This window comes from Ruegeria sp. AD11(2025), from assembly GCF_056542405.1.
In genome coordinates, this window is the sequence record NZ_JBQFZU010000003.1 from 225,163 (window position 1) to 249,907 (window position 24,745).

At 57.4% G+C, this 24,745-nt stretch carries 26 protein-coding genes and 1 pseudogene; 6 read left to right on the forward strand and 21 right to left on the reverse strand.

Annotated elements, in window-relative coordinates; all coding sequences use genetic code 11:
• Positions 1-10: 10 nt before the first annotated feature.
• Both clpA and ACR1XY_RS04620 read left to right on the forward strand, forming a co-directional pair.
• Entirely contained in the window at positions 11-2,335 is a 2,325-nt protein-coding gene (gene clpA, locus ACR1XY_RS04615; RefSeq protein ID WP_480590311.1) for an ATP-dependent Clp protease ATP-binding subunit ClpA, read from the forward strand.
• Positions 2,336-2,491: 156 nt separating this feature from the next.
• A complete protein-coding gene (locus ACR1XY_RS04620) occupies positions 2,492-3,379 on the forward strand; it encodes a YHYH protein (RefSeq protein WP_480590313.1) in 888 nt (295 codons plus the stop codon).
• Between the two features lie 30 nt (positions 3,380-3,409).
• Here the strand turns inward: ACR1XY_RS04620 and ACR1XY_RS04625 are convergent, their stop codons facing one another.
• The 3 genes from ACR1XY_RS04625 to ACR1XY_RS04635 form a co-directional block, all read right to left on the reverse strand.
• Complete coding sequence (locus ACR1XY_RS04625) at positions 3,410-5,047, reverse strand: peptidoglycan -binding protein (RefSeq protein WP_480590315.1); 1,638 nt, start codon at positions 5,045-5,047, stop codon at positions 3,410-3,412.
• A 3-nt stretch (positions 5,048-5,050) separates the two neighbouring features.
• The gene (locus ACR1XY_RS04630; protein WP_480590317.1) at positions 5,051-6,229 is read right to left on the reverse strand and encodes a biopolymer transporter ExbB; all 1,179 of its coding nucleotides are present in this window, start codon (positions 6,227-6,229) and stop codon (positions 5,051-5,053) included.
• A gap of 70 nt (positions 6,230-6,299) precedes the next feature.
• Positions 6,300-6,830: a gamma-glutamylcyclotransferase gene (locus ACR1XY_RS04635; protein ID WP_480590320.1), complete on the reverse strand. Its 531-nt coding sequence runs from the start codon at positions 6,828-6,830 to the stop codon at positions 6,300-6,302.
• Between the two features lie 67 nt (positions 6,831-6,897).
• Between ACR1XY_RS04635 and ACR1XY_RS04640 the strand changes: the two genes are divergently transcribed.
• Positions 6,898-7,899, forward strand: a complete 1,002-nt coding sequence (locus ACR1XY_RS04640; RefSeq protein WP_480590323.1) for a DUF2125 domain-containing protein — start codon at positions 6,898-6,900, stop codon at positions 7,897-7,899.
• On the opposite strand, the gene ACR1XY_RS04645 is transcribed toward ACR1XY_RS04640, so the two are convergent.
• The 4 genes from ACR1XY_RS04645 to ACR1XY_RS04660 all read right to left on the reverse strand — a co-directional run bounded on the left by ACR1XY_RS04645 (position 7,896) and on the right by ACR1XY_RS04660 (position 12,203).
• Positions 7,896-8,699, reverse strand: a complete 804-nt coding sequence (locus tag ACR1XY_RS04645; protein WP_480590326.1) for an extensin-like domain-containing protein — start codon at positions 8,697-8,699, stop codon at positions 7,896-7,898. The two genes, ACR1XY_RS04640 and ACR1XY_RS04645, sit on opposite strands and share 4 nt — an antisense overlap.
• Before the next feature lie 20 nt (positions 8,700-8,719).
• Complete coding sequence (locus ACR1XY_RS04650; protein ID WP_480590329.1) at positions 8,720-9,640, reverse strand: prephenate/arogenate dehydrogenase family protein; 921 nt, start codon at positions 9,638-9,640, stop codon at positions 8,720-8,722.
• Complete coding sequence (hisC, locus tag ACR1XY_RS04655) at positions 9,637-10,722, reverse strand: histidinol-phosphate transaminase (RefSeq protein ID WP_480590332.1); 1,086 nt, start codon at positions 10,720-10,722, stop codon at positions 9,637-9,639. The genes ACR1XY_RS04650 and hisC overlap by 4 nt, the downstream gene beginning before the upstream one ends.
• 65 nt (positions 10,723-10,787) lie before the next feature.
• Positions 10,788-12,203 (reverse strand): aminotransferase class V-fold PLP-dependent enzyme, encoded by a 1,416-nt coding sequence (locus ACR1XY_RS04660; protein ID WP_480590334.1) that lies wholly within the window; start codon positions 12,201-12,203, stop codon positions 10,788-10,790.
• A gap of 102 nt (positions 12,204-12,305) precedes the next feature.
• On the opposite strand from ACR1XY_RS04660, the gene ACR1XY_RS04665 reads away from it, so the two are divergent.
• Positions 12,306-12,767, forward strand: a complete 462-nt coding sequence (locus ACR1XY_RS04665) for an Lrp/AsnC family transcriptional regulator (protein ID WP_480590336.1) — start codon at positions 12,306-12,308, stop codon at positions 12,765-12,767.
• Here the strand turns inward: ACR1XY_RS04665 and ACR1XY_RS04670 are convergent, their stop codons facing one another.
• Positions 12,768-13,640 (reverse strand): LysR family transcriptional regulator, encoded by an 873-nt coding sequence (locus tag ACR1XY_RS04670; protein WP_480590339.1) that lies wholly within the window; start codon positions 13,638-13,640, stop codon positions 12,768-12,770.
• A 94-nt stretch (positions 13,641-13,734) separates the two neighbouring features.
• Between ACR1XY_RS04670 and ACR1XY_RS04675 the strand changes: the two genes are divergently transcribed.
• Positions 13,735-14,016, forward strand: coding sequence for a DUF1330 domain-containing protein (locus tag ACR1XY_RS04675; RefSeq protein ID WP_480590341.1), 282 nt, complete (start codon positions 13,735-13,737; stop codon positions 14,014-14,016).
• 59 nt (positions 14,017-14,075) lie between these two features.
• Here ACR1XY_RS04675 and rpsD read toward each other — a convergent pair whose 3' ends face one another.
• The 11 genes and pseudogenes from rpsD to ACR1XY_RS04730 form a co-directional block, all read right to left on the reverse strand.
• The gene (gene rpsD / locus ACR1XY_RS04680; protein WP_170332083.1) at positions 14,076-14,696 is read right to left on the reverse strand and encodes a 30S ribosomal protein S4; all 621 of its coding nucleotides are present in this window, start codon (positions 14,694-14,696) and stop codon (positions 14,076-14,078) included.
• A 193-nt stretch (positions 14,697-14,889) separates the two neighbouring features.
• A complete protein-coding gene (locus tag ACR1XY_RS04685) occupies positions 14,890-15,399 on the reverse strand; it encodes a hypothetical protein (RefSeq protein WP_480590343.1) in 510 nt (169 codons plus the stop codon).
• A 325-nt stretch (positions 15,400-15,724) separates the two neighbouring features.
• Positions 15,725-16,237, reverse strand: coding sequence for a LysR substrate-binding domain-containing protein (locus ACR1XY_RS04690; RefSeq protein WP_480590346.1), 513 nt, complete (start codon positions 16,235-16,237; stop codon positions 15,725-15,727).
• Positions 16,238-16,423: 186 nt separating this feature from the next.
• Positions 16,424-17,083: a DUF2461 domain-containing protein gene (locus tag ACR1XY_RS04695; RefSeq protein ID WP_480590348.1), complete on the reverse strand. Its 660-nt coding sequence runs from the start codon at positions 17,081-17,083 to the stop codon at positions 16,424-16,426.
• 12 nt (positions 17,084-17,095) lie between these two features.
• The gene (locus tag ACR1XY_RS04700) at positions 17,096-17,440 is read right to left on the reverse strand and encodes a TfoX/Sxy family protein (RefSeq protein WP_480590350.1); all 345 of its coding nucleotides are present in this window, start codon (positions 17,438-17,440) and stop codon (positions 17,096-17,098) included.
• Entirely contained in the window at positions 17,440-17,838 is a 399-nt protein-coding gene (locus ACR1XY_RS04705; RefSeq protein WP_480590352.1) for an MAPEG family protein, read from the reverse strand. The genes ACR1XY_RS04700 and ACR1XY_RS04705 overlap by 1 nt, the downstream gene beginning before the upstream one ends.
• Positions 17,839-17,862: 24 nt before the next feature.
• Positions 17,863-18,249, reverse strand: a complete 387-nt coding sequence (locus ACR1XY_RS04710) for a VOC family protein (RefSeq protein WP_480590355.1) — start codon at positions 18,247-18,249, stop codon at positions 17,863-17,865.
• A 68-nt stretch (positions 18,250-18,317) separates the two neighbouring features.
• Positions 18,318-19,553, reverse strand: coding sequence for an RNA polymerase sigma factor (locus ACR1XY_RS04715; protein WP_480590357.1), 1,236 nt, complete (start codon positions 19,551-19,553; stop codon positions 18,318-18,320).
• Between the two features lie 3 nt (positions 19,554-19,556).
• Positions 19,557-19,928, reverse strand: coding sequence for a YciI family protein (locus tag ACR1XY_RS04720; RefSeq protein ID WP_480590359.1), 372 nt, complete (start codon positions 19,926-19,928; stop codon positions 19,557-19,559).
• 135 nt (positions 19,929-20,063) lie between these two features.
• Positions 20,064-20,429 (reverse strand): VOC family protein, encoded by a 366-nt coding sequence (locus ACR1XY_RS04725; protein ID WP_480590362.1) that lies wholly within the window; start codon positions 20,427-20,429, stop codon positions 20,064-20,066.
• Positions 20,430-21,157: 728 nt separating this feature from the next.
• Positions 21,158-21,838: pseudogene (locus ACR1XY_RS04730) on the reverse strand (adenine deaminase C-terminal domain-containing protein); the annotation flags it as partial.
• Between ACR1XY_RS04730 and ACR1XY_RS04735 the strand changes: the two are divergent.
• On the forward strand, positions 21,816-22,085 hold the full coding sequence (locus ACR1XY_RS04735) for a hypothetical protein (RefSeq protein WP_480590552.1): 270 nt from the start codon (positions 21,816-21,818) through the stop codon (positions 22,083-22,085). The pseudogene ACR1XY_RS04730 and the gene ACR1XY_RS04735 sit on opposite strands and share 23 nt — an antisense overlap.
• 285 nt (positions 22,086-22,370) lie before the next feature.
• Here ACR1XY_RS04735 and ACR1XY_RS04740 read toward each other — a convergent pair whose 3' ends face one another.
• Positions 22,371-23,519, reverse strand: coding sequence for an amidohydrolase (locus tag ACR1XY_RS04740; protein WP_480590544.1), 1,149 nt, complete (start codon positions 23,517-23,519; stop codon positions 22,371-22,373).
• Positions 23,520-24,001: 482 nt separating this feature from the next.
• The gene (locus ACR1XY_RS04745; protein ID WP_480590363.1) at positions 24,002-24,745 is read right to left on the reverse strand and encodes an amino acid ABC transporter ATP-binding protein; all 744 of its coding nucleotides are present in this window, start codon (positions 24,743-24,745) and stop codon (positions 24,002-24,004) included.

Here is a 24,745-nt window from a genome sequence, read left to right on the forward strand (position 1 = left end):
GAGCACCCGCGTGCCTTCATTCTCGAGCACATTAGAACAAGCCATTCACGCGGCCCTGGCGGCTGCGAATGAGCGGCGACATGAATTCGCAACGCTGGAGCATCTGCTGCTGGCGCTGCTGGAGGAACCTGATGCCATCCGCGTCATGAAAGCCTGCAGCGTCGATCTGGATGAACTGCGCAGCACTCTGGTCGAATTCATTGACGAAGACCTGTCCAATCTGGTCACAGATATCGACGGCTCCGAGGCCGTACCAACGGCCGCTTTCCAACGCGTGATCCAACGCGCCGCGATCCACGTTCAAAGCTCGGGCCGAACCGAAGTGACCGGCGCCAACGTCCTGGTCGCTATCTTTGCCGAACGCGAAAGCAACGCAGCTTATTTCCTGCAGGAACAGGACATGACCCGCTATGATGCGGTGAACTTCATCGCGCATGGTGTGGCCAAAGACCCTGCGTATGGCGAAAACCGCTCGGTTTCAGGCGCCGATCAGGTCGAGGAAGAGGTTCAGTCCACCGCAGGCGAAGGCGACCAGAAAGAGAGCGCGCTTGGAAAATACTGCATTGATCTGAACGCCAAATCACGGGCGGGCGATGTAGACCCGCTGATCGGGCGCGCCGATGAGGTTGAACGCTGCATTCAGGTTCTCTGCCGTCGCCGCAAGAACAACCCGCTGCTGGTGGGTGATCCGGGCGTAGGCAAAACCGCCATCGCCGAAGGATTGGCGCACAAAATCGTCGCGGGCGAGGCACCCGATGTGCTGGCCAACACCACTATCTTTTCGCTGGACATGGGCGCGCTGCTTGCGGGCACCCGCTATCGCGGTGATTTCGAAGAACGACTCAAGGCGGTCGTCACCGAGTTGGAAGATCACCCCGACGCGGTGCTGTTCATCGACGAGATTCACACTGTGATCGGCGCCGGCGCCACCTCGGGTGGCGCAATGGATGCGTCCAACCTGCTGAAACCTGCGCTGCAGGGCGGCAAGCTGCGCACAATGGGCTCGACCACATACAAAGAGTTCCGCCAGCACTTCGAAAAAGACCGCGCGCTTAGCCGCCGGTTCCAGAAGATCGACGTGAACGAGCCTTCGGTCGAGGACAGCGTGAAAATCCTGCGCGGTCTGAAACCCTATTTCGAAGAACATCACGAGATCAAATACACCGCGGACGCGATCAAGACCGCCGTTGAACTCTCAGCGCGTTACATCAATGACCGCAAACTGCCTGACAAGGCTATCGACGTGATCGACGAGGCCGGTGCCGCACAGCATCTGGTTGCGGAAAGCAAGCGTCGCAAGACCATTGGCGTGAAAGAGATTGAGGCCGTTGTCGCCAAGATCGCCCGCATCCCACCGAAGAACGTCACCAAGGACGATGCAGAGGTTCTGAAAGACCTCGAAGCATCCTTGAAGCGTGTCGTGTTCGGGCAGGATGACGCCATCGTGGCGCTGTCCAGTGCGATCAAACTGGCCCGCGCCGGTCTCCGGGAACCTGAAAAGCCTATCGGTAACTATCTGTTTGCCGGTCCGACCGGTGTGGGTAAAACCGAGGTTGCGAAACAGTTGGCGGATACGCTGGGTGTGGAACTGCTGCGCTTCGACATGTCCGAGTACATGGAGAAACACGCAGTTTCCCGTCTGATCGGTGCGCCTCCGGGCTATGTCGGTTTTGATCAGGGCGGTCTGCTAACTGACGGCGTCGACCAGCATCCGCATTGCGTATTGTTGCTGGATGAGATCGAGAAAGCGCATCCGGATGTGTTCAACATTCTGTTGCAGGTGATGGACCACGGTGAGTTGACCGATCACAACGGCCGCACAGTGAATTTCCGCAACGTAGTTCTGATCATGACCTCGAACGCGGGCGCGCAGGAACAGGCCAAGGCCGCCATCGGTTTCGGGCGCGATCGTCGCGAAGGTGAAGACACCGCCGCGATCGAGCGCATGTTCACACCTGAATTCCGCAACCGCTTGGATGCCGTGATCTCCTTCGCACCGCTGCCGAAAGAGGTCATCCTGCAGGTCGTCGAGAAGTTCGTGCTGCAACTTGAAGCGCAACTGCTGGACCGCAACGTAACCATCGACCTGACGCCCAAGGCCGCCGAATGGCTGGCCGATAAGGGCTATGACGACAAAATGGGCGCGCGTCCGCTGGGCCGCGTGATCCAGGAGCACATCAAGAAGCCCCTGGCCGAGGAACTGCTGTTCGGCAAGCTGGCCAAGGGCGGTGTGGTCCGTGTCTCGGTCAAGAAAGGCGAGTTGAACCTGGAAATCTTCGGCCCGGATCAGCCGCGCATTCCGGGCGACAAACCGCCACTGCTGACGGCGGACTAACGTCAAACCGACGACTATATCAGCAGCAAAACGCCCGGTTAGTCCTTCAACCGGGCGTTTTCATTTTGCTCAGTCGGTGTTTTAGTCCTGGCTTCCCGACGGAAACACTCCGCCCACTCGTTTTAACTTCACAGTTAATCCGACAAGGGGATTATGATGACCAAAACCATCGTCGTTTGGAGCGTTGCCTTCGCCATTACTTCCGCCGCCGCCATCGCAACCGCTCAGCACAGGTTTCGCTACCACGATGAGACGGAAACAAGGCCGCTGACCCTGCAAGCTGCAACTCACGACCCAGGGGTCAGTCAGGTCGATATCGATGAAGGGCGCAACTCGACGCGTGTCTCGGCCAATGGGATTCCTGATCATCTTGTTGGACAGTTCCCGAACCGAGGCAATCCGCACCGGATAGCCGAACAAAAGGTCAAACTGAAGATCCCTGCTAATCCCAAATCGACGGGTTCCTCAACTCCGTTGAAATTGGGCTGGAATTTTGGCGTGTCCTTGAACGGTGTGGTATTTGACCCGCTCGCCGCTGAATTCTGGCATGGCGATCCACGTTCGGGTTGGTCATACAACGCCCTGGGTGGAGCGGTCGCGCTGGGACTTGACGAGAACTTCGCGCATGTTCAGCCCAACGGCAAATACCACTATCACGGGGTTCCAACCGGACTGATCGAGCTGCTGGATTACACTCCTGCTCGTCACTCTCCATTAATTGGATACGCCGCGGACGGATTCCCGATTTATGCGATGACGGGGGTAGTGGACGGGAAGGTGACTGAAATGACTTCGTCCTACAGGTTGAAAAACGGCAATCGTCCGGGCGGACGGGCGCCAGATGGAAAACACGATGGCACCTTCAACGAGGATTTTGTGTACGCATCGGGAACCGGAAATCTGGATGTATGCAATGGAGCCTTCACGACATCGCCTGAATACCCATCGGGCACATACGCATACTTCCTGACCGAGGACTATCCTGTAGTTCCCAGATGCTTTGCCGGCACACCTGACGGTAGCTTCCGCTTTGGGCGACCCTAACTGACCGAATGCCGGCATTAGGTCGCGGATCTACCGCTCGGTCAACTTCAACTCAATCCGACGGTTCTGCGCCCGGGCTTCTGGGGTATCAGCGGGATTGACGGGTTGGAACTGTCCAAACCCATTGGCGGCCAGGCGGTTTGGCGGAATACCCAGCGCATCGACCATGTAGCGCACAACAGACAACGCCCGCCCTTGGCTGAGTTCCCAGTTGTCGCGGTAACGCCCTGTCCCGGCCAAAGGCACATTGTCCGTGTGGCCATCCACCCGGATTACCCAGTTCAGGCCTTCTGGTATTTCCGCAGCCACACTGCGCAAGATAGCGGCCACCTTGGCAACCTCTTGCTGACCGATCGGAGACAGAATGGCCGAACCGGTATCGAACAGCACCTCGGAGGAAAACACGAAGCGATCGCCTTCGATCCGAACGCCTTCTTCATCACCCAACACATCACGGAGGCGACCGAAGAATTCCGAGCGATACCGTTGCAGGTCCTCAGCCTGCGCGGCAAGGTCCTGCGCCTCGGCCTCTAGGCGGGTGCGTTCGGCTTCTTCCAGCAATCGACGGCGACGCTCTTCTGACGCAGCACGCGCCAGCGCGGCGTTCAGGTCCTGCCCCAGCGACTGGATGCGGATGTCAGCAGCAGCGTTACGCTCTTCGTAATCGTCCAGCAGTGCCTGCAGCCCGCCCAACTGTTCGCGCAGCGCGGCCATTTGCTGATTCAGCAGCGCGGTTTCGCGTTGCGCCTTTTCCGAGATCGCCTGCTCGGACGACAGCGTGTCACGCGCCACGGCGAGCAGGGCCGCGCGCTCCTCAGCCAATGAGCGTTGTTCCTGTGCCTCGGCCTGTGCCTCGGTCTGCCCGGCAAGAGCAGCTTCAAGTTGGGCCCGCAGGTCTTCGGCGTTCAGGTCGCCAAACTGGCGTTCCAGTTCCGCTTTCGCGGCCTGCGCTGCAGCCAGCAGAGTCAATGTGTCCTCGGCTTGCTTGCGCTGCGCTTCCAGCGCAAGGGTCATGGCGGTCAGTTCAGCATCTGCATTCTGTAGTCGGGTGCGCAGGTTTTCGGCAGCAGCGATCTCGGCCAGCCTGGCGGCCTCTTCAGTAGTCAGTTGTTCTTCAAGTTCGGAAATCCGGGTGGTCTGCGCCGCGTCCGCTTGTTCCAAATCGGCTACCAATGCCTCGAGCGCCTCGCGTTGAGCGGCGGCGAGACGGGCGGCCTCGGTCTGTTCGTCGATCTCGGTCCGGCTTTGCGCCAAAGCCAGGTTCAATGCATCCTGCTCGCTCTGCAATTCGGCGATTTCACCTTGTGACCGGGCCTGATCCAGCAACAGGGCTGCGACCTGGTCCTCAAAATCGGTGAGTTGAATCTGCGCCTGCACCAATTCGGTCTCGACCTGTGTCAGGGTAGAGCTCAACACCCCTAACCGCGCTTGCAACCTGCTGTTTTCCCGCTCTTCCAGACCCAACGCTCCGGCCAGGGCTGCAACTTCGTCAGACAACGCTGTCAGCTCGTCCTCTTGCCCCGAAATTGTTTCGCGCAGCACGTATTGCACAACCATAAAGATGGTCAGCACAAAGGTCAGCACCATCAACAGCCCGGTGATCGCATCCACGAAGCCGGGCCAGACTGAGCCTTGGAAACGCTGACCTGTGCGGCGGGACAGGGCCATAGGTTACTCTCCTTCCGGAGCAGTACGCACGGCGCCTCGGGGCAGTGTCAGGGCTTTGACCAACAGTTCAATATCCTTGCGCAGCTCGCTCATACTCTCTTGCCGCCCGGCAGATATCTCTTCGAGAATCCGCAGCAGCTGCACGTCCATCGAGCGCAGGCGCATCCGGCTTTCGGCATCGATACCGTCGCCAGTACCCTGTTCTCGCATGTGATCCAAAAGCGCGTCTTGCCCAAGAGCCACGCGTTCCAATGCGGCTGTTACGCCATCGTTGTCGGATTGTCGTGCGTTCATTTCGCCAATCGAGTCCGCCAACTGGCCCAACTTGGTCGATACCGCCGCGCTGTCCGCCTCTTGCGCTGAAAACAGATCCTGTAGTGCGTTCATTTGTTCGGACATGGCGTCGAGCACAGGGGCCAGCACGGCGAGTTCAGCGCCGCCTTCGTCCCCTGCGGCAAATCCCACACGGGTGATCGAGGACAACCATTCCTCAAGCTCGCGGTAGAACCGGTTCTGTCCGTGGCCTGCGAACAGTTCCAGCAAGCCGACAATCAGCGACCCTGCCAGACCCAGCAGCGAGGACCCGAAGGCCACGCCCATACCCTGCAGCTGTGATTCCAATCCGACCATCAGGCGGTTGAATACGGCTAGCCCCTCTTCACCCTCTTGCGGATTTAGACTGCGAATCGTGTCTACAATGGCTGGAACGGTAGTTGCCAGCCCGAAGAATGTACCCAAAAGGCCAAGGTAAATCAGAACGTTGGTGATATATCGAGTGATCTCGCGCTCTTCTTCGACCCGCTCGGCCACCGAATCCAGAATGGACCGTGTCGAGGTGGAACTAATCTGCGACCGCGCGCCCCTTTCACGCAACAGCGACGCCAACGGTGCCAGCAATTGTGGCGTCCGGGCGTCTTCGCGGACGACACCTCCGACAAAAGCCTCGATCCAGCGAACTGAACCGATCAGCTGTGTCACCTGATAGAAGCAGGCCAACACACCGATAACGAAGACCAGTATGATAAATCCATTTAGATAAGGGTTGGCTAGAACCACCGGCATGACGTAGGGCAGCGCCATAAATACCCCAAACCCCGCCAAGGCGATCGCGACCAGCATCGTAACGATCTGACGAATGGGTTGCGAGAAATGCGGTCTCGCGCCCTGATGTGCCTGCGCCATGCGCGTGGTTCCCGGTGTTTTGCCTGCTCTACGCTGAAACTAACGAAAACACACCGGTGACGCCAAGGGTTTATGCGGTGATGGCGCGGACCCGTTGCGCCAACCACTCAAGATCGGGATCGCGCAGGTCGATCTCGGCCAGATGTTCGGCTGTGTTGTACAGATATTCGGTATTCGGCCCGCGCCCGCCTACGGCTTGGGCGATGATCTGCGCTTGCTCTTCCAGCGGCATTCCCCCGCAATACTGCACATGGTCAGCGTCAATCACGTAGGTCACCGCAGTCACCACCTCACCGCTGTCCAGTCGAATACCCAGCATCTTTTCAACATAGGCTGATGAGATCAGCTCGCGTTCACGCAGATCGTGCAGCGTGCGGTCTTCGTGACCGACCTCGACCGCCAGAGCCAAGCCCTTGCAATGGGCATCGGCCTGTTCATCCAGCGCCAGAACGAGGCCGGGATGGTCCTCGGTGCCGCGGTGATGGATCGAACTCATGCAGAAGGATCGTGCATAGCCGTGCAGCGTGGCGCGCTCTCTTCGGGCCACCGGAAAGCCCGGATTCCACAACAGCGATCCATATCCGAAAACCCACATCGTCATAGCACTGGTCCTTGCCCGTTTGCGCCTATAAACATCAATTCCGAGGCGGGAAAAAGGGCCATCTGTCATGCGCGGTCTGGTGCGGGTTATCATTTTCATCATTGTCGCGTGGAGCGCCTATTGGTTCATCGCCGGTTTCGGTCTGCGCAATGCAATCACGACATGGTTCGACAAACAGCAGGAACGAGGTTGGCAGGCCGAGTTTGCCGATGTTGAAACCGCCGGTTATCCGTTCCACCACATGACCCGCCTGAGCAGCCCTGCGCTGGCCGACCCAGTCAATGGCACCGCCTGGAGTGCCGACTGGATCGAATTCCAGAGCCCCGCGATCTGGCCTGGCCGACAGGTGCTGCGTTTTGCCGAAACGCCGCAGCGGTTGTCCTACTATGACCAGACGGCCACCATCAAAGCCCGCGACCTGCAGGCCGAGTTGCAATTGCAGCCCGGTGTCGCACTGGTGCTGGAAAAGATGGCGCTGACAGCCGGGCCGTGGTCAATCACTGACGACGCCGAGGCGCTGGCGGGCGGCGATACGCTTGCCCTCGTGATGGAACAGACACCGACCCCCGAGGCATATGTGATCGGCGCCCGGATTGACGGCTTCACCCCCGGCGACGACCTGCGCGAACTGATGCGCTCGGCCACGACCCTGCCTCAGGCTTTCGAGACGCTGGAGCTGGATATGACCGTGACGTTCGACAAGACCTGGGATCGCTCGGCACTGGAAGAAAGCAGGCCACAGCCGGTGAAGATCGATCTGCGCCTGGCTGAGATGAAGTGGGGCGCGCTGCGGCTGTTCGCCGCCGGAGAGCTGGAAGTCGATCAACAAGGCATTCCCACAGGAGAGATTGCGGTCAAGGCCGAAAACTGGCGTGACATGATCGCGATGGCCAATGCGGCAGGCGCCCTGCCTGATCAAGCAGTCGATCCGGTGACCCGCGCGCTAAACTTCATGGCCGGGCTGGGCGGCAATCCCAACGCTCTGGATTTGCAACTGAATTTCCGCGATGGCTATGTGGCGCTTGGCCCTCTGCCACTCGGCCCCGCCCCGCGCCTAATCCTGCGTTAACGACAGTACGGGCCCCTGCGATGGCGTGCCGTGTCCAGATGGAAATGATCCCGGTGATAGCGATCCGCGTTTGGTCCCAACACGGTGCCAAACGGCCCACACGCCCCCCGCCAGACTTTGGTCAACTGCCGCTTTGACGGGTTCTTGCGCCAGCCGTTCAGGACCGTCACCACTTCGCCGTCGGCCATCTTGAAGCCCGAGATGTCGATCGCCCGACCCTTGCCATGTTCGGATATCTTCGCGCCTTTGCGATTGTTGCGGGTCCGGCAAGCATAATGCGCCGCGACCTTAAGCTCGACCACCGGCCCGCGCCGTTTGAACGTGGGCTTGACGGTTTTGTCGACCCATTTGTTCAACGCAATGGCGGTGCCGCAATCCATCGTCGATGGGCGGCTAAGCGCCACGCCCGAAACCGAGGTGACCTGTACGGCATCCTTGATACCACACGCCTTGTTTCGCCCCGGAACGTTGCCCACCGGCTTTCCCTGAATGTCGATGTCTCCGCACACCGAGGTTTTGCGCAGCTCGCGTTTCTTAAACAGCACTTCAAGCTCCAGTGCTTCCGGTCGCAGGAGCGGTCGGATTGGCGAAGTTTGCCCCAACGCCGTTACACCCGCCGGCGGAGCGGCTGCGGCCAGAGTGATTTGTGATTCAGGTCTCAGTTTGGGGCGGATATCAGCGGGTACCGGGCTGGCAAAGGCCAGCACTTGGGCCTCGGATGGTCGCGTGACTGGAACCAGTGACTGTTCCAGAGGCGCCGCGTTGGACCATGTGGCACTGACCGCCACGCATCCAATCATCAGAAACCTCCAGCTGCGTCTCATGAGCTTGCTTTGCCTCGTCCGAAGTCCGGCGCATCCGTATCCTGTCCGGCGTCGATGATCCCGCGCCGGATCGCGCGGGTGCGGGTGAAATAGTCGAACAAGTGTTCACCATCACCGGTCCGGATGGCACGCTGCAAGGCAAAAAGCTCCTCAGTAAAGCGCCCAAGGATTTCCAGCGTTGCATCCTTGTTGGTCAGGAACACATCGCGCCACATTGTCGGGTCCGAGGCCGCGATCCGCGTGAAGTCCCGGAAACCGGCGGCGGAATACTTGATGACCTCGGTATCGGTCACACGGCGCAGGTCATCGGCGACACCCACCATCGTGTAGGCAATCAGGTGTGGCGCGTGAGACGTGACCGCCAGAACCAGATCGTGGTGATCTGCGTCCATCTCATCGACATTCGCGCCCATGCCTTCCCACAGTGCCCGCAAACGAACGATCGCATCCGTATCTGAGCCTTCGACGGGAACCAGCAGACACCAGCGATTGTCGAACAACTCAGCAAATCCGGCTTCCGGGCCAGAGTGTTCGGTCCCTGCCAGAGGGTGCGCAGGGATGAAATGTACACCCTCCGGGATATGTGGCGATACCGCTTCAATGACGTGACGCTTGACCGATCCAACGTCCGTCACAGTCGCGCCCGGCTTCAGGACCGGAGCAATATCTGCCGCCACAGCGCCCATCGCACCTACGGGGACACAGAGCACGACAAGATCCGCGCCCTCAACCGCCTCTTGCGCGGTATCACAAACGCGGTCACACAGACCAATCCGGCGCGCAGTGTCTCGGGTGGCCTGGGACCGAGCATAGCCGATGACCTCACCCGCGAGGCCCGAGCGTTTGATGGCCCAAAACATGGACGACGCAATGAGGCCCAGCCCGATCAGAGCGACGCGATCGTAAACCTGACTCATGCGGCCCCCCCTTTGAACGCAGTGATGGCTGCAACGACACGGCGGCAGGCCTCTTCGTCGCCAACGGTGATCCGCAGGGCGTTGGGTAGGTTGTACCCCGCCACGCGACGGACGATCAGGCCTTGGGTCTTCAGGTAATCGTCACAGGCCTCGGCTTCGGCCTGATCAGCAAAACGGGCGAGGATAAAGTTGGTGCAAGACGCATCCGACGGTACTCCGATCTTGTCCAATTCCGCCGACAGCCACACCCGCAGGCGCGCGTTTTCTGCCTGACAGAAAGACAGAAACTCCATATCCTTCACCGCCGCTTCGGCTGCCGCCAAAGCCGTCAAAGACAGGTTGAACGGCTGACGCACCCGATTCATAACATCGATGATCGACTGCGCGGCATATCCCCAACCGACACGCATTCCGCCCAGACCGTAGACCTTCGAAAAGGTCCGCGTCATGATCACGTTCTCGAACCGATCCGCCAGCGACGCACCACCATCGAACCCGTCAACAAATTCGGCATATGCTCCGTCAATGACCATTAGACAGCTTTGCGGCAAAGCCTCAGCCAGCCGCACAAGATCCGCTTCAGGGATCATGGTCGAGGTCGGATTGCCCGGATTGGTGACGAACACGATGCGCGTCTGCGCAGTGACGGCGGCAATGATGTTGTCCACATCCACGTGACGATCACGCTCAGGAACCATGACCGGCGTCGCACCGACCATGCGGGCGATGATCGGGTACATGGAAAACCCGTGCTCGGTATAGATGACTTCATCCCCTGGGCCGGCATAGGCTTGGGCGATGAATTGCAACACCTCGTCGCTGCCCACACCACAGATAATCCGCGCCGGATCCAAATCGTGACGATCGCCAATCGCAGTGCGCAGGCTGGCATGGTCGGTACTGGGATAACGATGCAAGGTGGCGGCACTGTCGCGCACGGCCTCAATCGCTTTGGGACTGGGCCCGAACGGGTTTTCATTCGAGCTAAGCTTGATCACATGCTCGACCCCGGCCAGATGCGACTGGCCGCCCTGATACAGCGCGATGTCCATAATGCCGGGTTGAGGGGTGATCTTGTTCATAAGAGGCTCCGTTGATTGGTGCCTCTCATACCCGTCTCAACGCGTTGAGAAAAGCGGCAATTCCGTCACGCCGCTTTGAAGCGGGCCGTCGCCGGGTCGGCGTTGTAGAATGGAGCGAATTCTTCGGTTCGGCGAGACAGGTCATTGACGCTGTCGATGATGAACTGAACATTGTCTTCGCTCATCAGATACGAGAAGTTCAGCCGTACCCAACCGGGTTTCTTCATCTCTTCCCCCGCGGACAAGGCCGCGTGCAACTCATCCGAGGTTGCACGGTCGATCCCCAACAAGCGGTGCGCGTAGGGCCCCGCACAGGCACAGCCGCCGCGCGCCTGAATGCCATAGATATCACTGAGCATCCTGGTAAAGAGCTGCTGGTGAACCGGATGGCCCGAGTTATCCCGAACAAGGAAGGAATAGATCGGCAGGCGATGCGGGTTGTCGACACCCAGCAGGGTCAGGTTTGGATTGTTGCCCCACCCCTCAAGCGCCATGCGGTTGAACTGCTCCTCACGTTTGGCGATCTCGTCGGTGCCGACGACATCCTTGACGATAAAGGCCAGCGCTGCGCGGATGTCCCCGATCACGTTGGGCGTTCCGGCTTCTTCGCGTGTGGCCAAGTCTTCGCTGTAGTCGTGCCGCCAAGGCGATACGAAGCTGACTGTACCACCGCCGGGCCAACTGGGGCATGTGCGTTTCACGCCGGTCTGATTGACGATCAGCACGCCCGACGCGCCCGGCCCGCCCGGGAACTTGTGCGGTGAAACAACGATGGCATCCTTGCGCGCATCCGCAGGCCCCATATTCATCGGCAGGTATGGCCCACCGCCTGCGTAATCCCAGACCGACACCGCCCCATGCTTTTTTAGCAACCGGGTGATCGGGTCCGGTTCGGTGATGATACCTGTGACATTCGATGCTGCCGAGAATGACCCGATGATCAGGTCAGAATTGGCGTTCTCGACCAAAGCCCGCTCCAGCGCATCCAGATCAACGCCACCCCCGGCGGCTTCGGGAATCTCGATCACCTGCGCCTTGCTTTCCCGCCAAGGCAATATGTTCGAATGATGCTCGTATGGCCCGATCAAAACGACCGGCCGGTCAGCCGCATCCACACCCAACAGGCTGACCAGCCGGTTCAGGCCCGCAGTGGCGCCAGACCCGGTGAAGATCACCGCGTCTTCTTCCCTTGCACCGACAATGCGGGCAATCTCTGCGCGCGCTTCTCGGCGCAGACGAGTCATGTAGGATCCGCAATAGGAGGCCTCGGTATGACTGTTGGCATAGAAAGGCAGCACCTGCTCGGCGACAAAATCCTCAACCTGCCGCAGCGCACGCCCCGAGGCGACATAATCCGCATAAACCAGCGGTACATCCCCATGCAGACCCGGGATCAGAACATTCTCTCCGATCAGCCCGTCGCGCAGGTTTGAATTGCGAGTGGTGGATTGGATTTCTGCGCGAAATTTGGACAGGGTCATGGCGTGGTCTCCATATTGCCCCTCCAATGTGATTGATTAAGTGTGAGAAAACATCACCTTTATTTCGATAGATTTGTCATTCTTTGTGTCATATGATCAATGATGGGGAAAAAAATAGATCATATCGACAAACGCATCCTGCGCGAACTGCAAACCGACGCAACCCTATCTCAGCGTGAACTGGCGGATCGGGTCGGGCTGTCGCAGAATGCCTGCTGGCGGCGGCTCAAGGCACTGAACGAGGATGGGGTGATCACCGGCTCAACCGCACGGATCGCGCGCGAGAAACTGGGTTTGAGCCTTGTGGTTTTCGTCATGCTGCGCACGCGGCACCACTCCGCCGAATGGCTGCAAGCCTTTCGCAGCCATGTGTTGACTATCCCAGAGGTGGTCGATTTTCACCGCATTGGCGGTGATTACGATTATCAGCTGAAAGTCGTCACCGAGGATATGGCCTCGTATGACAAGGTCTATCAACGCCTGATCGAAAAAGTCGAACTGGACAGCGTGACCTCGTATTTTGCAATGGAAGCGATCGCCGAAAGCCGCCCGCTGCCGATTTGATCAGGTCACGAACAACGGGCGTTTTTCACGGAAGAATGGAACGGCAATGGCGCGAAACGCCTCGAGTTTGGCCGAGGGCCAGACATCCGGATGGGCGACGATCCAGATATCCGCGTAGGGTTGCGTCTGAAATTCAGGCACCTGCACCAGTCCCGGCAGTGACCGCCCCAGAAACACGGGCATCTTGACCACGCCCAACCCTGCCTGCGCACCGGCGGCCATAGCAACCATGTCATCAAACTGCATCTTGATACGCGAGCCAGGGCGTGACGTGCGAACATGGTCTGGCAGGCCCTGCTGGCGTTCGTAGGCCAGCCAATCCACAACGCCCTCTGGGTCATTGGCAATTCGCTCGGCCAGTTCAGGCGTGGCAAAGCTGGCCGCATGCTGTTCGGCCAGGCGCAACCCTTTCAAGGTATCGCCGGGGTTCCGACTGATACGGATGGCAATATCCGCTTCACGCCTGTTGAGGTCGAGGATTTCATTTGCCGCACGGACCCGAAGTGTGACCGAAGGATGTTTTCTGCTGTAGGAATCCAGCACTGGCGCAAGCATATGCGCTATCAGCAATTGTGGGGCCGTCAGGGTTAGCTCCCCTTCCAGCGTTTCGTCTCGCCCAGTAAGCCCGCGCAGCATCGCGTGCTCAGCGCTTTCCATCTCGGCCGCATGCCGGGCAACCAATTGTCCGGCCTCGGTTGGCCGATACCCATCGGCCAAACGTTCGAACAAGATCTCCCCCGTTGCCGCTTCGGCCCGCACAATGCGACGTGCAACTGTAGTGTAGTTTACGCCCAGTTCATTGGCCGCTGCAGACAAGGTCCGCCGACGGACAACTGCCAACACCGCCCGATAATCATCCCAGTGAATCTCCATGCATGCAAATTTGCATGTATTGGATGCAATCGCACGCGTTTTCGCAGTATCCCGCTCAACCTAGCTTTGCCTTACACAAATAAGGACAAGAACCATGATCTACGCATACGCCAAGCTTACCGTGAATAATCCCGAATCTCTGGCCGCCTATCGCGAGCAGGCGGGCCCTGCCTTGGCCCGTCACGGCGGCAAGGTTGAACAGGCCACAGCCGAAACAACGGCGTTGGATGGCACCCCCGATCTTCCGGACGTTGCCGCCCTTTTGTCCTTTCCGGACAGAGAGGCAGCCCTTGGCTGGATCAACGACCCGGAACTGAAAGACCTCCACGAACTGCGCCGCAGCACCGGTGCATCGGACATAGTTTTGCTTGGGTGAAAACAAAAAAGAGCCGCACTTCTCAGTGCGGCTCTGAATTCCAGTCGGATCAGCGAAGATTAGTTCTTCGCGTAGAATTCGACAACCAGGTTCGGTTCCATCATGACCGGGTAAGGCACATCGCTCAGGCCCGGTGCACGCACGAAAGTCGCGGTCATTTTCGAGTGGTCGGCGTCGATGTAGTCAGGAACATCACGCTCGGCCAAGCCGACAGCTTCCAGAACGACAGCCAGTTGCTTGGATTTGTCACGTACTTCGATCACGTCGCCTTCTTTGACGCGGTAAGACGGGATGTTGACCCGCTTGCCGTTCACTTTGACGTGGCCGTGGTTCACGAACTGACGTGCAGCGAAGACGGTCGGCACGAACTTGGCGCGGTAGACAACGGCGTCCAAGCGGCGCTCCAGCAGACCGATCAGGTTTTCACCGGTGTCGCCTTTGACACGCTCGGCTTCTGCGTAGATGCGGCGGAACTGCTTCTCGGTCAGGTCGCCGTAGTAGCCTTTCAGCTTCTGCTTGGCGCGCAACTGCAGACCGAAGTCCGACAGTTTACCCTTGCGGCGCTGACCGTGCTGGCCGGGACCATATTCACGGCGGTTGATTGGGGATTTCGGACGGCCCCAGATGTTTTCGCCCATCCGGCGGTCGATTTTGTACTTGGCAGACGTGCGTTTGGTCACGGCTGATCTCCTTCGTTTCGGTCGAGGCCCTGCGGGCCACTTTGAAGGGCGTTGTCCTCTTGAGGTTTCCCCCATGACAGGCATCCCCTTGCGGGGGCCACCAACACCAATGAAGCCGCGCTTATATCCGCGAAACCAGCAGAGTCAACACGCCCCGCTGTGCAGCAATGGATTTTCCGAAAAAAACTGAGAACTATTCGGCCCTGCGCCCGGCGGAAACCGCAACCCGAAGGTCGGCCTCATCCACATCCTGCCTTGACCGGACCGGAAACGCGACAACGGTGTTCGCCATACCGGAGGAAGTGCGGCTTTGATGTCCGCTTTCAGCAATTTCGCTGATCCAGAAATCCTGTTCCCGCTCGGGGCAATCGCCTTCGAAAACCAGCATCGGAACCGATTCTCCGGCTACAGGAAACAAGGCTGCTGTGAATGTTTGCGCGCCGTTGGTCAAAACAACCAGCCCGTTTGCTTCGTCCGGCAGGTATTCGACTTGAGCACAACGATCAAGAGTTGCAGCTGCACTGCCGCGGGCATGTCCGGTCCATTCCAGCGCGTGTTCGGCCGTCTCAACCAGGTGTCGCGTCTGTCCGCGCCATGACCACGCGGCTCCGATAGACAGAAAGGACAAAGGCGCCGCCTCAAGTCCATCGATTTCCGTCTGACTCCAAAATACTGCCGTTCGACCGTTTTCTCCGGCTCTCATTGTACCCGCCTGCACCTTCAACATTTCACTACTGACTAGGCTTCTCTTATCAACGCAAAATGAGGCGGAAAAGAGACGTTAACGCAACATTAACGAAATTTTTACTTAAGCGAATCGATCATTGTTCTAGGCGAAAAACACACTCGGGTTTTGCGAGCCAAATTAGCCGACCTTCACCCACGAATGTTTCAACGAGTAATTGACGACCGATCGCCACACCTCCGCCATTGATTGCGGCTCGGATCACCACGTTAAAGTCGTTGAGCTGCATCCGTTTCGCACCCGCAATATCTATTCCGCGCGACCCCGCCCAAGACTGCCATTCCTACTCCTTAAGGCTCGCAAGGAGTTTTTCGTCAGACAGGTCTGTGAGCGTGAGGGTTCGCTTGTAATTTGCTACGGGAGCAATCTTTTCGACATGCAGCAGTCGGGCGTCCACACCCTTCCAAGGGCCGGTTCCGAACCTCACGCCCAGATCAGCCTCGGCGCGAGCACAGCTGACAATCTCAAGTGTCGGGTCGAGGTCAATTTCAATCCCTGGATGAACAGCCGCAAAAGAGGTACGACGTGACATGAGCCACATTGAGCAGAAGGACGGCAGCGCCGTTACGCGAAGCGTCTCTCGTCCTGCCTCAGCCCGAAGCTCCGCAGTCGCATCCGTGATCGTACGGAATGCGGCGTTAATTTCGACGAGATAACGCTTATCTTCAGGTGTCAAAGAGATGCTGCGGGCATGCCGTGCGAAAAGCGGCGTTCCGCGCATCGTTTTAAACTGCCGAATGTGATGACTGACCGTGCTTTGCGATAGAAGCAGAGGAAGGTTTGGGCTAGAGCGCAAACAGTTGGTCTCGTATTTCTCGGGGAGAGTACCACAAAGTAGTACAGCGCGTTATTGCCAAGTCCGCAAGCCCATGCGCTACTTAGCGGCAATCGCCTACGGCTCAAAGCCGACTTTTGCCGATTTCTACTTTCGCCGCAATGCGGGCTGAAAAAGACGCCATTCGCTGCATTCGCAAATTTGGGGTCACTTGATCCGGGAAAGCAGGCGAAACACCGGCAAGAGTTCGGCGAACACTGCGTTTGTTCTTTCTGTCAGGTTCGGCTCAAGAACAAAGTCAGGAGTCTCAGCGTCCACCCAAACCGCGAAGCCTTTGCGCCGCAGCGCCTCCTGATGGGGATGATCCTTGTCAAATCCGGACGGAACGCGTTTCAATTCCGGATCACCAATCCGGAACCCGCGTTCTCGGAACTCTGTCGTGGTCTGGATCAACTCTGCTCCCAATGGGCCTGCCATCGCATCGCGGAAGGCATCCAACGCCGCTTTGCCATACTGAAAAACCCCGCATCCGAGGGACAGCTTTTCCGGGGATAGCCCAAAGAACCACATCGGCGGCTGAACCCCCTGCCCTGTCGGCATGAACGCAAGGTGCAAATGCGCGTTATAGGGTGTCTTGTCTTTGGAAAACCGAACATCGCGATAAATCCGAAAGATCTTGCTGCCGTGATCCTGACCGGTTAGGTCACGCAAGACCAACGCCAAGTCGTCGGCGAAAAGCTTCCTGGGTGCCTTCAGGTGGGTTTCATAAGTCGCTTTGTTCGCCGCAAACCAATCTTTAGTATTGTTGGCCTTCAGACCTTGCAGGAAGCCAAGTGCCTCAGGCGAGAAACAGTCAAATTGAGCCATGGAGTCCTCCGTTCAGTCTTTCTTCGGCAGCGCTGCGGCGTGCTCAAGGCAAAGGTGCAGCCAACGCAGTAAAGCGGAATCATCGCAATCTGTTTCGTCAACGTTCACAAAACCACCCAGCTTACGGGTTCCGTGGATCACGGCACGGGCGGTGACGTTCTGCAATGCGGTGGGCTCGTTCACTTTACCGACGCGGAACATGAACCGGCCCACGCCGTCCTTGTGCCGCCGCGCTCCGCACAGCATGTTGCCGTTCAAAAAGAAACACAGGCCGCCCATCATCGGCTTTTCGGAAATGCCCACATGCGCGGTCAATGCCTCTCGCATGCGGGCGTTGAGGGCTTCATCCACCGACATCAATTGGCAGCCCAAAGGTGCCAGAGGATCGCCAGCGCCAGCACCAGCATGGTCAGTGTCGTCAGCGCCGCGCCAACCGAACGCCCCTGACCATCCACCGAGGCGCTCAGGCTGAAATAGTGGACAAGACGGGCCAGCAGCAGTATGCCACCGCAGGCCGCGACCAACCAGGATGGGGTTCCCGCGATCTCTGCCCCCGCCAGCGCCAGCAGGGCAAGCGGCACATATTCGATAAAATTGCCATGCGCCCGCATCAGCCGCAGCAGGCTCTCATCTTCGCCATGCAGCAAAGGGATCCCGGTTCTGGTACGCCGCACGCCTACGGCAATCGCCATCGGAATGCTCATCAAAACAAAAATGGCTGTGACAGCCAGCGCGATTTGGGGAACCTGTTCCATTTGATGTCTCCTGTCTGGTCGAGCTTAAATCGCCATGCTTTCATAGGTGATCAGCGCAAACCGTGCTCCCTGAGGGTCAGTCAGCGTGGCCATACGGCCGACCCCCAGCACATCCATCGCAGGCTGAGTGATCGTGGCGCCCTTGGCTTGGGCTTTGGCGACGCTGGCATCCACATCAGCCACGGTAAAAAAGATCGTCCAACTTCCCTGATCCTCGGGCATCGGAGAAAACCCACCGATAGCGGTTTCCCCCACGACAGCAGCAGAATAGCTCGACCCGTCCTGCATGGGCATGTCTTTGATCGTCCAGCCCAGCACCTCTTGATAGAACGCCTTGGCTTTGCCCTGATCAGGGCCGGAATGTCCGATCCAGCCGGAGTTTCCGACGGTGGTCATCTCAAGAATACTCATGTGTTTCTCCCTTGGTTGCGCCCGCCACATACGGGTCTGATCCAAGGACGCACGAAACGACGCGATCCCTACACGCGGCGCAAATTTTCTTGGCTGATCGCGATTTTTTCCGTAATCGCAACACGTTCAAGGGTTGTCGGGCCAAGCGTCATCACGGTTTCAAACGCCGCAATGGCCGCACGGTGATCGCCTGTGTCCTGCAAAAGCCCGCCCCGCATCGCATGAAACCAGCGATAGGTGGACAGCTCCTGCGCCAAAGGTTCCATCGCCTTCAGCGCATGATGCGAACCGTGCAGCTTGGCCTGCGCTGCAATCTGATTGAGACGCACCACAGGCGTCGGCTGCAAGGCGTAAAGGGCAGCATAGTGGCTTTCGATCGACGCCCAGTCCGTATCCCGATCCGACGCTGCCCGAGCATGCGTCGCAGCGATTGCAGCCTGGATGATATAGACACCATGATGGCCCGTCCTCTGGGCCTTTTGCAAAAGACCGGTTGCCTCGGCTATGTCCGCGCGGTTCCAAAGAGTGCGATCTTGATCGTCCAGCGCGACAAGCTTACCCTCGGGATCAATGCGCGCGCCGCGCCTGGCGTGTTGAAACAGCAACAGCGCCAGCAACGCGGCCTGTTCCCCCATCGCCGGAAACAGCGTCGCAAGCAGACGCGCCAATCGGATCGCTTCTTCGCACAAGGTAAGCCTGATCTGATCTGGCCCGGCCGAGGTCGACCACCCCTCACTGAACATCAGGTAGACCATCAGGGACACTTCGCTCAATCGCGCGCCCCTTTTCGCCGGGCTTGGCGTTTCAAAGGCGACCGGGCTGAGCGCTATTTTCTTTTTCGCCCGGGTGATCCGCTGCTCCATGGTTTTGGACTTGATCAGAAATCCGCTGGCAATCTCATCCACGCTCAACCCCAGGACGACCCGCAAGGCAAGGGCAATCTGGTCCCGACGATCAAGTTCCGGGTGACAGCAGATGAACAGCAGCCGCAAAACGTCATCTCGCATCTCGTCCGGATCCGGTGTTTCGGCAGGCACAGGCTGAAACTCCTCGGTGTGACGCGACAGGATTGCCGCGCGGCGCTGTGATTTTCGCACATGGTCAAGACCTGCGTTGCGCGCGGTGGTTAGCAGCCAGGCCAACGGATCGCGCGGCGCCCCATCTTCCGACCAGACCGTCAGCGCCTTCAGGCAAGCGTCGGCAAAAGCCTCTTCGGCCATGTCGATATCTTTGAACAACCGGGTCAAGGCCGCAAGCGCACGCGGGCGGTACAGGGCGAATGTGGCCTCAAGCCAGTCCGACATGGCCTATTCCGACGAGATCACACCGCCGGCCCAGGCGACCGGTCGCACCTCAAGCCGTGCAACTGGAGATGAGATCATCTTTGCGTATTCCAGCGCTTCTTCAAGATCTTTGAAATCGGCAGCATAGAACCCAAGGAAGTTTTCCTTTGTTTCGGCAAACGGACCGTCAGTGATCAGTGGCCGCGCGCCGTCGGTCTGGGCGGGCTCGACCATCACTGCAGAAGTTGGCGGCATCAGCTTCATAGTGACGAAATCACCGCGGCCCGTTAACGCCGATTGCAGTTCGCTGTGGCCCAACATCACTTCGTCCTGGCGTTCCTTGGGTAGCGCCTCGAACACGCCAGGTTCCCCATAGATTGTGATTGCGTAAATCATTTTCGCCTCCATCCTTCAGTCACATGGTGCAAGGACGCGCGAAAACATGCAAATCCGACAACGGACCCAGAATGCGGGGTCATAAGATAGCAATTTGGATCACCAAGACACAAAATGCAGCCTTCCAGACTCAGGCTAAGCGGGTTCCCAAAGCTCTATTGGATTACCTTCTGGATCATTGAGCCAAGCAAACTTGCCATTTGGATAAGGCGAGTCTGGATCCCGGCGGACTTCAACACCCTTAGACTCGAGCTGTGCGATCATTTTCTCAATGTCGCGAACACGAAAATTCAGCATAAATGCCTTTTCTTGGTTCCCGAAGTATTCTGTCACCTTTTCGAACGGGGCGAATACAGTCTCACCTGCTTCCTGCGTCCAACACGGTGTTTCATAGTCGTTTGGTACGAGATCAATGCCCAACATATCACGATACCATGCCGCCAAAGCGACGGGCTCGTCTGCCCTGAAGAAAAACCCCCCAATTCCTACTACTTTTTCCATCTTAAATTTCAATCCCGGATACGCTTTCGGAAAAGGCTACTTCAATCTGTAGCATTTGATAAGCGCGGCCCTTTGCGGACCTTGGCGCATTACCCCAGACGCTGCGATTTCAGCCCTCCTTCCGGACATTCGCCGTGAGAGAAATACACACATAGATCCAATTCGCGAAACGCGGACAAAGCGGTCATTGAACTTCTTCAGCAAATCGCAGCATTTTGTGGTTCACCCGGCGCGGAGATGCAGAGCGTCCAAAGTGCTTTCCACAGTTTTGAACCGGGGCATCTGACGTGCATCTGCAAGTCACGAAACTCTCGACCAATGCACGTCCAACAAAATGGCAAGACGGTCACCTTACGCCCTCTGTCACGTGGCCTTCAGCGCTGCCAATTTCCCATTTGTGGTCATTCAACCTGATGCTCTTTCAGGATGCCAGTAATCTGCACTTCTCTGAAACGGTTTATGAGCATTGTTTATCTCCTGGCTTGGAGAACAGGTTAACTTCAAACTGCAGACGTTTGAGGCGAGCAGCTCACGCTGAATTCTCGTTGATCACAGGCGCAGCGAAAGTTTGCTGCACCCGCTCTCAATTCGCGCTGCGACGGTTGGGAATACGGCAGTTTATTTCCTTCGCAATGAAAACCAGAAGCCAATCTCATAGAACAGAGAACCAAGTGAGTATTCGCTGAAGGTTCCAGAAGGGTGGTTACGGTAACCGTTCTCCTCCTGATTCAGATGAACAGATCGACCTTTTCAAACTTTGAGACGTCAATGATCCCCAAATCTGAAATCCGGATTTCGGGAATCACAACCAGCGCCAGCAGCGAATGCTGCATATAGGCATTGTTCAGCTTGCAGCCGCATGTGCCCATAGCGGCGACCATCGCCGCGGCTTTCTCGGCGACAATCTCCGCGCGTTCCTCTGATATCAGACCGGCAATGGCCAGTTCAACTGTTGCCAACTCCTTGCCTTCGGAGAAGACGGTGATACCCCCGCCGACTATTCCCAGGTGATTGGCCGCTTCCGCCATGTCTTCCTTGGAGGTGCCAACAACAATCCCATGGTGGCTGTCATGTGCGACAGTTGAGGCCACCGCACAGGGTTTGTCATAGCTGAAACCGGATACGAAGCCATTCACCACACCGCCGGTACCTCGGTGGCGCTCGACCAGCGCGATCTGACAAACATCTTTTCCGGCATCCATGCTGACCAACCCGTTCTCGACGCTGAGATTGGCCTCCAGCGCCCGTGTCGGGGCTTGGTTTTCAATGACGCCAATGACCCGGGCTCTCACCTATGCCGCGCCCTCAGGGGCATAAATGTCAAAGTCATCCGCAGCCAGGCGCTTGCCAAGGTTGACGGTGTTCTTGGCAAATTCCGGGTAGTCGTTGACGGGAATATTTGCTGTAAGCCTTGATGAACTGCCTGAGGGTGTTTGGGGCGGCTTGGGGCCGCGCGATGGATGGCTGGCTTTCTTCATGCCGTCCGAAGGGCGTGTTGACGATGACTCCCGCTTCTTTCATCCGACCGGCCCCGTCGCGTTACGTGATTGGCCGGAAGTGACCCACACTTTCTATTTCGGCAAGGGAGGCGACAAAGCGCGAGAGGCGCTGGAAGCAGTGGGCTTGACAAAAGTTGACCGCTCACTGTTCGACTAGACCACCGGGGATGAAGTTGAGTTCAATATTGAAAACTTCCACTCAACGGCGAGGAGCAAAATAGACATGGCAGAGTTCAGCTAACTACAAGCTTCTGGATGTGTAACGACATGGTTTCACCCGTTCGCTAGCTGCTGCTTATTCCCTATCAATGCCGCACACTCTGAGTCCCGCAGCATTGTCGACAAAACGGTTACCTTGGGAATTGCAGCAGATGACTGCTCTTAGCGCGCTTCACGTTACTCAACACGACTATGTCTTGCTACAATGTACTAGTTCAGCCGTTTATCCACCCAAGAGATCTCTTGCGATCCGCTCGAAGATCGCTACGCCGGTTGGCAACAAGTCATCCGGGAAATCATAGTTTGGACTGTGGAGAGGGAAATAGTCTTCACCGGGCCCTAGGCACAGCATGGCCGCTTTAGCATCCCAACCGAAAACACCAAAATCTTCGGACGCACGCATTGGCAAACCAAGATCGCCATTCTGGATTCCCAGCTTGTCCATAGCGGCAATAGCAACATCGGTAGCATCAACATCGTTGATTGAAGCAGCAAAGTGATCAAACACATCAAAGTCCACTTCAAGCCCAGCTTCGCCGGCTGCCTTCGAGGCCAAGTTACGCGCATCTTTTGCGATGCCCGCCAGTGCATCGTCACTCACAGACCAAAGTGTGGCGAAAATCACCCCATCTCCTGGTGCCGTTCCAAAATTGGGCTCCCCCACCTGAAAATGAGTGACCGTGACGAGGCGGAAGTCATCGTCTAGCTTGCCACCTTGACCCAGAGCGTCGAGCGCCGGAACGATTTTCGCAACTGCCAGTGACGGCGAGATGCCATCTTCGGGATCCGCAGCATGCGCCGTTTTTCCAGACAGTTTGATCTTCAACCCCTGAGAGGCGCAATTGATCAATCCTTTGCGAGTGGACACATAACCCCACGGCCGTCCGGGCTCGATGTGAATTGCGAATGCCCAGTCAGCTCTTATTTCCTCATAGGCCGGATCTGAAATTACAGCGCGTGCTCCGCGCCCGTCTTCCTCGGACGGCTGAAACATCAATACGACACGACCTTTCGCTACCGGCCTGCGCGAAAGCAACCGCCCTAGCCCCATCAAGAACATCATGTGACCGTCATGACCACACATATGCCCCTTACCTGAAATTTCTGATGCCCATTGAGCATTGGACTTTTCCTGAATAGGAAGAGCGTCAAGTTCAGCGCGAAACAACACTGTTGGTCCTTCTTCACCGCTATCAAACACAGCGGCAACTCCATGCCCGCCGATGTTCCTCAGAACCTTAGTAGGACCTAGTAGCGCCACCTCCTTGGCAATGGTCTTTGCGGTTTCGACTTCCTGGCCAGACAACTCCGGACGGCTATGAAGCTTGCGACGAAGCGCGGTCAACTCGATCAGATCAGAATTGCTGAGCATTGGGGAGATGCCTCTTTTTTCGGTCTGTTTTTGAGACCTTTTTCCTTCATTGCCATCTTCCCACAGTGCCGTCAGCGTCAATTCAGCAAAACTGCAACACACAGAGACAGGTTCTATGTATCTGTTTACAGAAACCAGTGGATTGCAACGCCTGTGCTCAAATTTGCATACCAACCAAAGCTTGGGTGGGCACCATGACCGCTATGAGCAGTTTAAAACCCTTCGTCCCTCCGAGTTCTTGGCCTTTTGTTACGCGGCCCTAAACCCTCCGAGCGTTCAGTTTGTAAAAAGAAATGGACCATAGCCATTTCTATCGAGCACCTCGAATGCCAGCCTAAACTGAGCATGAGCAAAAATAAGAGCTTTCATTGGGCATATTGCCTTATACTTGGGAAGAAACGGCCACACCAAGAATTTCAGCGAAGAGTGCCATAGCTCCACGCCAAACTGATAGGACTTTCGCAAGAGTGAGTTCTTGCTCTCTAATGAACTAGAACTTGCTCTAAGAAGTTTTTTGTGCGTTCGCTCTTGGGGTTGTTGAAGAAACTCTCCGGGTCGTCTTCCTCGATAATTTCGCCGGCATCCATGAAGATAACCCGATCCGCAACTTTTCGTGCGAAACCCATTTCATGCGTGACGCAAATCATAGTCATCCCTTCCTGGGCCAGTGTCACCATAACGTCCAGAACCTCGCCAATCATCTCCGGGTCCAGAGCCGAAGTAGGTTCGTCAAACAGCAGAATGTCGGGCTTCATACAAAGCGCTCGCGCGATGGCTACGCGCTGCTGTTGGCCGCCGGACAGCTGGCCGGGATACTTTGGAGCTTGATTGGCGATCTGGACCTTTTCCAGATACATCATCGCGGTCTCTTCCGCCTCAGCCTGAGAGATTTTGCGGGCCAGCATCGGGGCCAATGTACAATTCTCAAGGATCGTCATGTGCGGGAACAGGTTAAAGTGCTGAAACACCATACCTACTTCCTGCCGCATCTTGTCGATATTCGGATCTTCGGCACTGATCGCGTGGCCGTTGATCTCAATCAGACCGGACTGGTGTTCCTCGAGTTGGTTGATTGTTCGGATCATGGTCGATTTACCAGATCCCGACGGCCCGCAGACGACGATTTTCTCGCCCTTGGTCACGGTCAGATTAATGTTCTTGAGGGCATGGAAAGATCCGTAGTATTTTTCCACTTTGCTTAGTCTGACGGCTGGTGTTTCGGACAT

Coding starts and splice junctions, on each gene's coding strand:
- ACR1XY_RS04620 (WP_480590313.1), top strand. CDS start 2,492: ATGACCAAAACCATCGTCGTTTGGAGCGTTGCCTTCGCCATTACTTCC.
- ACR1XY_RS04625 (WP_480590315.1), bottom strand. CDS start 5,047: ATGGCCCTGTCCCGCCGCACAGGTCAGCGTTTCCAAGGCTCAGTCTGG.
- ACR1XY_RS04630 (WP_480590317.1), bottom strand. CDS start 6,229: ATGGCGCAGGCACATCAGGGCGCGAGACCGCATTTCTCGCAACCCATT.
- ACR1XY_RS04635 (WP_480590320.1), bottom strand. CDS start 6,830: ATGACGATGTGGGTTTTCGGATATGGATCGCTGTTGTGGAATCCGGGC.
- ACR1XY_RS04640 (WP_480590323.1), top strand. CDS start 6,898: ATGCGCGGTCTGGTGCGGGTTATCATTTTCATCATTGTCGCGTGGAGC.
- ACR1XY_RS04645 (WP_480590326.1), bottom strand. CDS start 8,699: ATGATTGGATGCGTGGCGGTCAGTGCCACATGGTCCAACGCGGCGCCT.
- ACR1XY_RS04650 (WP_480590329.1), bottom strand. CDS start 9,640: ATGAGTCAGGTTTACGATCGCGTCGCTCTGATCGGGCTGGGCCTCATT.
- hisC (WP_480590332.1), bottom strand. CDS start 10,722: ATGAACAAGATCACCCCTCAACCCGGCATTATGGACATCGCGCTGTAT.
- ACR1XY_RS04660 (WP_480590334.1), bottom strand. CDS start 12,203: ATGACCCTGTCCAAATTTCGCGCAGAAATCCAATCCACCACTCGCAAT.
- ACR1XY_RS04665 (WP_480590336.1), top strand. CDS start 12,306: ATGGGGAAAAAAATAGATCATATCGACAAACGCATCCTGCGCGAACTG.
- ACR1XY_RS04670 (WP_480590339.1), bottom strand. CDS start 13,640: ATGGAGATTCACTGGGATGATTATCGGGCGGTGTTGGCAGTTGTCCGT.
- ACR1XY_RS04675 (WP_480590341.1), top strand. CDS start 13,735: ATGATCTACGCATACGCCAAGCTTACCGTGAATAATCCCGAATCTCTG.
- ACR1XY_RS04685 (WP_480590343.1), bottom strand. CDS start 15,399: ATGAGAGCCGGAGAAAACGGTCGAACGGCAGTATTTTGGAGTCAGACG.
- ACR1XY_RS04695 (WP_480590348.1), bottom strand. CDS start 17,083: ATGGCTCAATTTGACTGTTTCTCGCCTGAGGCACTTGGCTTCCTGCAA.
- ACR1XY_RS04700 (WP_480590350.1), bottom strand. CDS start 17,440: ATGTCGGTGGATGAAGCCCTCAACGCCCGCATGCGAGAGGCATTGACC.
- ACR1XY_RS04705 (WP_480590352.1), bottom strand. CDS start 17,838: ATGGAACAGGTTCCCCAAATCGCGCTGGCTGTCACAGCCATTTTTGTT.
- ACR1XY_RS04710 (WP_480590355.1), bottom strand. CDS start 18,249: ATGAGTATTCTTGAGATGACCACCGTCGGAAACTCCGGCTGGATCGGA.
- ACR1XY_RS04715 (WP_480590357.1), bottom strand. CDS start 19,553: ATGTCGGACTGGCTTGAGGCCACATTCGCCCTGTACCGCCCGCGTGCG.
- ACR1XY_RS04720 (WP_480590359.1), bottom strand. CDS start 19,928: ATGATTTACGCAATCACAATCTATGGGGAACCTGGCGTGTTCGAGGCG.
- ACR1XY_RS04725 (WP_480590362.1), bottom strand. CDS start 20,429: ATGGAAAAAGTAGTAGGAATTGGGGGGTTTTTCTTCAGGGCAGACGAG.
- ACR1XY_RS04740 (WP_480590544.1), bottom strand. CDS start 23,519: ATGCTCAGCAATTCTGATCTGATCGAGTTGACCGCGCTTCGTCGCAAG.
- ACR1XY_RS04745 (WP_480590363.1), bottom strand. CDS start 24,745: ATGTCCGAAACACCAGCCGTCAGACTAAGCAAAGTGGAAAAATACTAC.